The 6,671-nt window shown below is 43.7% G+C and carries 5 protein-coding genes; all 5 read right to left on the bottom strand.

The window, feature by feature from the left end:
* Positions 1 to 54: 54 nt before the first annotated feature.
* Complete coding sequence (locus tag ACO1R6_RS22025) at positions 55 to 948, bottom strand: class I SAM-dependent methyltransferase (RefSeq protein WP_486267361.1); 894 nt, start codon at positions 946 to 948, stop codon at positions 55 to 57.
* A gap of 3 nt (positions 949 to 951) precedes the next feature.
* Positions 952 to 2,814, bottom strand: a complete 1,863-nt coding sequence (gene mnmG / locus ACO1R6_RS22030) for a tRNA uridine-5-carboxymethylaminomethyl(34) synthesis enzyme MnmG (protein ID WP_486267363.1) — start codon at positions 2,812 to 2,814, stop codon at positions 952 to 954.
* A 56-nt stretch (positions 2,815 to 2,870) separates the two neighbouring features.
* A complete protein-coding gene (gene ybeY / locus ACO1R6_RS22035) occupies positions 2,871 to 3,302 on the bottom strand; it encodes an rRNA maturation RNase YbeY (protein WP_486267365.1) in 432 nt (143 codons plus the stop codon).
* Positions 3,295 to 3,705 (bottom strand): ATP-binding protein, encoded by a 411-nt coding sequence (locus tag ACO1R6_RS22040; protein WP_486267367.1) that lies wholly within the window; start codon positions 3,703 to 3,705, stop codon positions 3,295 to 3,297. The genes ybeY and ACO1R6_RS22040 overlap by 8 nt, the downstream gene beginning before the upstream one ends.
* 29 nt (positions 3,706 to 3,734) lie before the next feature.
* Positions 3,735 to 6,671 (bottom strand): DUF4175 family protein (locus ACO1R6_RS22045; protein WP_486267369.1); only part of this gene is annotated, 2,937 nt, incomplete at its 5' end.

A 6,671-nucleotide genomic window follows, 5' to 3' on the forward strand; every position in this document is an offset into this window, starting at 1 on the left:
AAAAATATAAACCAAAAACGGTTATAAACAAGTAAATCCTACGGAGAATAGGATTTACTTGCGTTTGGCTATGTATATCAGGCTGGAATAATCGTTGGTGGTTTTGCCGGCGTGGTTATTAGATTTAAAACCGCTTAAAAAAGAACTTACATAATTGGGGCTGCCGCCGTTCTTATATTTTTCGCTGAGCAGGCTTACGTAATACGCATCAAACTTCATGGGCAGCGTTTCAACCAATTCCATTTTGTGCTTTTTTAAAAAGCGTTTCATGGTACTTTGGTTAAAATGGTATAAGTGCCGCGGCACATCGTAAGCAGCCCAGTTTTCCTGGTATTTCTGCGCATCCAGCGAATCGGCATTGGGTACGGCAATTAAAATATAACCCTGCGGTTTTAGCAAGGTTAATATTTTTTTCATGGTTTCGTTAAGCGTATGAATATGCTCCAGCACGTGCCAGAGTGTGATCATATCAAATGCTTCTGGTCCAAAACGAGAAATATCGGTTGCTTCTATAGGCAAGCCAGTAACTTCCTGGGCGTTCTGACGAGCAACATCGCTGGGCTCGTAGCCGGCTACTTGCCAGCCATTTTGTTTACAGGCCGCTAAAAAATGACCGGTGCCGCAGCCATAATCTAAAAGCCGCCCTTTTTGTGGTACAAACCGGTTAATTAAACTTACTTTCTGGCGCAGGGTTATTGAACGCACCACCCGGTAAGCTTTATTCATTAAGCCGTTGCTGGTGTTGCTGTGCGAAATATATTCTTCCGACTCGTAATAGCGGCCAATACTAGCTTCATCGGGGCGTGGATTGGTAAATTTAAAAGAGCAGTTTTCGCATTGTACAATTACAAAACTTTCTTTGGAGATAGCATTATCAGCCACCACCAGAAAATTTTTAAATTCTTCTTTGTTGCAAATCGGGCATTGCTCCAGGCGTTCGTATTGCATTATTTATTTGCCGAGGTAAACCATTAATATTGAAATATCAGCTGGCGATACACCACTGATGCGGGAAGCCTGACCTATGGTTTCGGGATTGATCTTTAACAGTTTCTCCCGGGCTTCTTTCGATAAAGCCGGCATATTTTTGTAATCGAGGCGTTCCTTAATTACATAATTTTCCAGTTCTTCCATTTTAGCCGCCATTTGGTTCTCTTTCTGAATATAGTGCTCGTATTTTATAGCAATAGAAGCTTGCTCTATGCTGTCGGGCAAATATTTGCTTAAGTAATGATCAATAACCGGTACGGCTTGGGTTAAATGTTCTACCTCAATATTAGGACGTTTAAGCAAATTAGCTGCTTTGGCTTTTTCTATTACCGGAGCCGAGCCTAAAGTAAGCAACGTTTCATTAATTTCAGCAGGTTCAACAGCTTTGTTACTCAAGTAAGCTACTACTTCTTTGGTTTCAGATATTTTCTTTTCTACCCGTTCCAGGCGGCTTTTATCGGCTAAACCTAAATTGTAACCTAATTGGGTCAGGCGAATATCAGCATTATCCTGGCGCAATAAAATACGGTGTTCGGCCCTAGACGTAAACATGCGGTAAGGCTCTTCAGTACCTTTGTTCACCAAATCATCGATTAATACGCCAATGTAAGCTTCGGATCTTTTAAGAACAAAAGGATCTTTTTCGTTTACTTTCTGGTGCGCGTTTATACCGGCCATTAAGCCCTGGCAAGCTGCTTCTTCGTAACCAGTAGTACCGTTAATCTGGCCGGCGAAATATAAGTTTTCTACCAGCTTGGTTTCTAAAGTTAAGTTTAACTGGGTAGGCGGGAAAAAGTCGTATTCAATGGCGTAACCCGGCCGGAACATTTTTACTTTTTCGAAACCGGCTATTTTGCGCAAGGCCTGAAACTGCACATCTTCGGGCAGCGAGCTGGAAAAACCATTAACGTAAATTTCTACGGTGTTCCAGCCTTCAGGCTCTACAAATATCTGGTGCCGGTCTTTATCGGCAAACCGGTTAATTTTATCTTCAATAGAGGGGCAATACCGCGGACCTAAACCTTGGATACGCCCTTGAAACATAGGCGATTTTTCGAAACCAGTTTTTAATATTTCGTGTACCTCGGTGCTGGTATAGGTTATGTAACAGCTTTTCTGGTGCTTTAGCGGTTCGGTATCAGTATAGGAGAATTTAGACGGATTTTCATCGCCTTTTTGTTCTTCCATCCGGCTATAATCCAACGATCGGCCATCAACCCGGGGCGGGGTACCGGTTTTCATGCGGCCACTCTGGAAACCTAATTCCCTTAAACGCTCGGTTATACCAGTAGCCGCTCTTTCGGCGGCACGGCCACCGCCTAGTTGTTTTTCGCCGATGTGGATAATGCCGTTCAGGAAAGTACCATTGGTAAGGATAACCGCCTTAGATTTAATTTCTAAACCCATTCCGGTTCTTACACCTACTACTTTTCCACGTGAAACTAACAAGTTATCCACCATGTCTTGCCAGAAATCGATATTTTCGGTTTGCTCCAAGCTTAAACGCCATTCCTCGGCAAAGCGCATGCGGTCGCTTTGGGCCCGCGGGCCCCACATGGCCGGGCCTTTCGATAAATTAAGCATTCGGAATTGGATCATGGTTTTATCGGTAATAATACCGCTCATACCACCCAGTGCATCAATTTCCCGAACAATCTGGCCTTTGGCTACACCACCCATAGCCGGGTTACATGACATCTGGGCAATGGTGTTCATGTTCATGGTTATTAACATAACCTTAGAACCCATTTTGGCGGCTGCCGCTGCCGCTTCGCAGCCGGCGTGCCCGGCTCCTACTACAATAATATCGTATTCTGTAAACATGTTACAAAGAGTGTTTCGGTTGAAACAAAAACGGAAGGGAATTAAATTCCGTTAAACTAAAATTTCCGCAAAGATAAACAATTATCTTCGGCCTGCCGCATCTGGGCTTTTAGTTCTGTTTCTTTATCGTCGTAGCCCAAAAGATGGAGTACCCCATGCGCCATTACCCGGTGGAGTTCGTCTTGGAAGGAGATATTTAAATGGGCAGCATTTTCTTTAACCCGATCGATGCTAATAAAAATATCACTTTCAATAACCGCCGGATCATCGGCGTTATCAAAAGTGATAATATCAGTATAGGTGTCGTGATCCAGGTACTCGAGGTTTATCTCGTGCAAGTAATCATCGGAGCAAAAGACATAAGTTAAATTCTCTATCGTATAATGGTGGTCATGGATAATAGCAGTTAACCAGGCGGCTACCTGGTCTTTGTCCGGAAGGGTAAAATCAATTTCTTCCGAAACAAATTCTATTAGCTCATCAGGCATTATGATTGATAAAGAAAGTAAGTTCTACTTTACGGCCGTCGTTCGAAAACGCTACTTCATCGCTCAGATTGCGCATCAGGAAAATACCCCGCCCGCCCGGGTTCTCCAGGTTTTCCGGCGAAGTAGGGTCCGTCAGGGCATTGTAGTCGAAACCCCGGCCTTCGTCTTCTACTTCAAACCGTAATTTATCGTCTTCTACGTACAAAGATAAAAGCACATTTTTGTCTTTGTCGAATTTATTTCCGTGGCGAATGGCATTATTTACAGATTCGGTTACGGCTACCATTATATTGCCGTAAATATCATCTTCAATGTTAAACTTTTCTTTGGAGTTGTCTATAAAGCTTTCTACAACTCTAATGTTTTCAATTAATGAAGGAATCTGAATTTTAAGTTGATTCATAGTTTTATATTGTATCGCTAAGCTCGGTTTTATTTACCCATTTTTTGAAAATATTCATTTACTTCTTGTTTATAGTACGGCGACAGTGCCGGCGAAACAGTTTTTAAAAGCTCGGTTTGCTTTTGTTTTGTTTGTAAATATTTTTCAAAAGATGGCGGCATAGTACGTGTTTTTTCGGATGCCGTTTGGGCTTCTCGTTTATCGTCTAAGTCCCTTTCCCGTGCCGATTTCTCGGCTTCGAGCAAGCGGGTAAGTATTTCCCGCTGCCGCATTATGGTTTGCTCGGTAAGTCGTTTATTAACGAGATCGGTTTCGGTTTGTTCCATCATTTTACTTAAATTATCTAAGTTTCCGTTACCGCCCTGCTGACCGTCTTTTTTACCTTGCCCTTGCTGTTGTTTTTCCAGTTCGCGCAAGGCATTGCGCAGCATTTGCTGTTCAGCGGCTAATTTAGCTAATTCTTCTGAGAGCGCCTGCCCCGATTTGCCGCCTTTTTGTAAATCTTGTATTTTTTGGTTCAGCGCATCCTGCATCTTGCCCATGTCGCCGGGCTGCGGCTTGCCACTTTTTTTGCCTTTACCTTTGCCTGGTTGTGCCATAGCCATCGCCATTTGCTGCTGCATTTCTTTTAAGGCATCGTTCAGCATTAAAGCCAGGTTATTAATAGAAGTCATGGTAAGCTGCTGGTAACCGGTGGTTTTGCCAATATTACGTTCTTTTATCTGGGTAAGGCTCTGCGCAATATTATCGTTCATGGCACCTACCTCGCGCGTAACAAAACTCTGAATTTGGAATACTTTTTTAGCCAGCGAGGTTAAACTGTCTTCAATCATTTTGGCATCGTCTTTTAATTTAAGCTGCTGCTGACCCAAAGTTACATAACGGGGGTCACTTTGGCTAACGCCTCTAAACGATTTCATGAGTTCTTCCTGATCAAAAGATAATTTAATCAGGTTTTCCAGGATGTCGCGTAAGCCATCAAGGTTTTGCTGCGCCTGCTCCATTTCCTGGCTGCTCATTTTCTGCTGCATTTGCTGCGCCATTTTTTGCATTTGCTGGGCGGCATTTTTCTGCGATTGGCTGGCTTTTTTATTTTGTTGTTTCTCCAGCGATTCCTGGCTTTCCTGCAGTTCTTTGTCTATTTGTTTTTCCTGCTCCTCGGTTTGGTCCATCTGGTGTTGTTCTTCGAGCTGCTTATCCAAATTTTTCAGTTCTTCCATATCCTTCTTAATATCTTCGAACTGTTCTTTAATTTGTTGCTGCTCTTGTTTTAGTTGCTCAGCGTTGGCCTTTTTTTCTTCGGCTTTGGAAAGTTCTTTATTTTGGTTGGGAGCGTCTTCTTTTTTGTTTTCCTCGCCTTTGGTTTGTTCGCCTTTATTTTCTTCCGCTTTTTTATTTTCTTCAGCCTTTTTGTCTTCGGCTTTCTGGTCGGCTGCTTTCTTATCTTCGGCTTTTTTATTATCTGCTTTCTTGTTCTCGGTTTTTTCGGCTAGTTTTTCCTGTTCTTTGGCCAGCTTTTCGAGCTCTTTGGTTGTGCTTTCTAATTTGGCTTCGAACTGCAGCTGCTTAAATAATTCTAAGGTGCGCGCCAGTTCTTTTTCCAGGTTGTTTTCTTTGTTGTTCATTTTTTCGAGCAGGCGCTGTAATTCCTGCTCGTTGGGTTGCTGCTGTTGCAATAATTTTTCGAGTTCCTGGTAAAGTTTTTTCGTTTCCTCATCCAGCAGGTCGTTCATGAGTTGCTGCAGTTGTTTGGCTTTTTCCATTAGCTGCGGACTTTTCTGGTCGAACCGTTCCTGCTGTTTATTTAACTGCTGGTACAGGTCTTTCATGGCCTCAATATCCTGCTCCAGTTGTTTTTTCTTTTGCAGCATATCTTCGAGTTGCTTTTTGTCTTGCCAGTTCAGTTCGCGTTTGGTCTTCAGCTTTTCGTCGGCTTTTTCCAGCTCTTGTTTTAGCTTCTGCGATCTTTCTACCGATTTGCTTAACTGGCTCTGGATAGATTTGGCGTTAGAAGCGGCCTCTTTTTGTAAATCGGCGCGGGTTGGTATTTTAAAATCGAACAAGCGGGTGCGGGCACTTTTAGAACCGTGTACGCCATCGTTGTCCCAAACCTGCACAAAATATTCCAGGCGGTCGCCGGGCTGCAACTGTAAATTATCCAGGGCCCACTGGTGGTAGTACGTTTGGCTAAGCTGGTTACGGTCGAAGTTTAAAGCAACGGCCCGGTAAGCTGCGTTTTTCTTGTTCGATTCGTTGGTTACGCGGTAATGCAGGTTAAGGCGGGTTAAGCCATAATCGTCGGAAATACTGCCGCCCAGTACCAGGTAGTTAAAGGTAGCGGTATCCCTAAAATTCTCGACGGTAATATCGGGGTGCCGATCGGGTATGCTGCTGATGAGAAAATTCATCTGCTCTTTGTTGCGGCTGTATTTGTTGCGTAGGCTAATGGCGTATTCCTGGGTATTGGTTACCAGTTTGTTTACCCGGAACACACCTTCCTCGCCTACCGCGGCCAGGGTTTGCTGCGGCTGGCTAAATTCTAACGAAAGTTGCTCGGTGGCGGTAGCTTTAAAATTCCACTGCAGGCGGCTGCCTTCGGGTACACTCAGGTTACCGGTGTTATGAATGGTCTCAGAACTTTTGCGCAAATAAGCCGGATAGGTAACCTCGACCGAAAAATTAGTAAGGTTAGGCCGCGCCAACACATTTAGCCGGTACTCATCAGAAAAAAAGCCACCGCCGCTTAACTGAAAATCGAGGGGTCGCTGTAATTTCTGGAAAGTAAAGCTATACAATCCGTTTTTATCGCGGGTAAGTTTTTGTTCGCGGCCATTGTAAAGTATGGTTACATCGTTGGGTATGGTTTTGCCCTCCAGCTTTACACGTAAAGTAAAATCTTCGTCCTGGAAAGCCTGCAAAGTATTGTTTTGTACCGCAAACGTAAAAGGCGCTGCCGGGGCATAATG

Source organism: Adhaeribacter sp. (genome assembly GCF_057359045.1).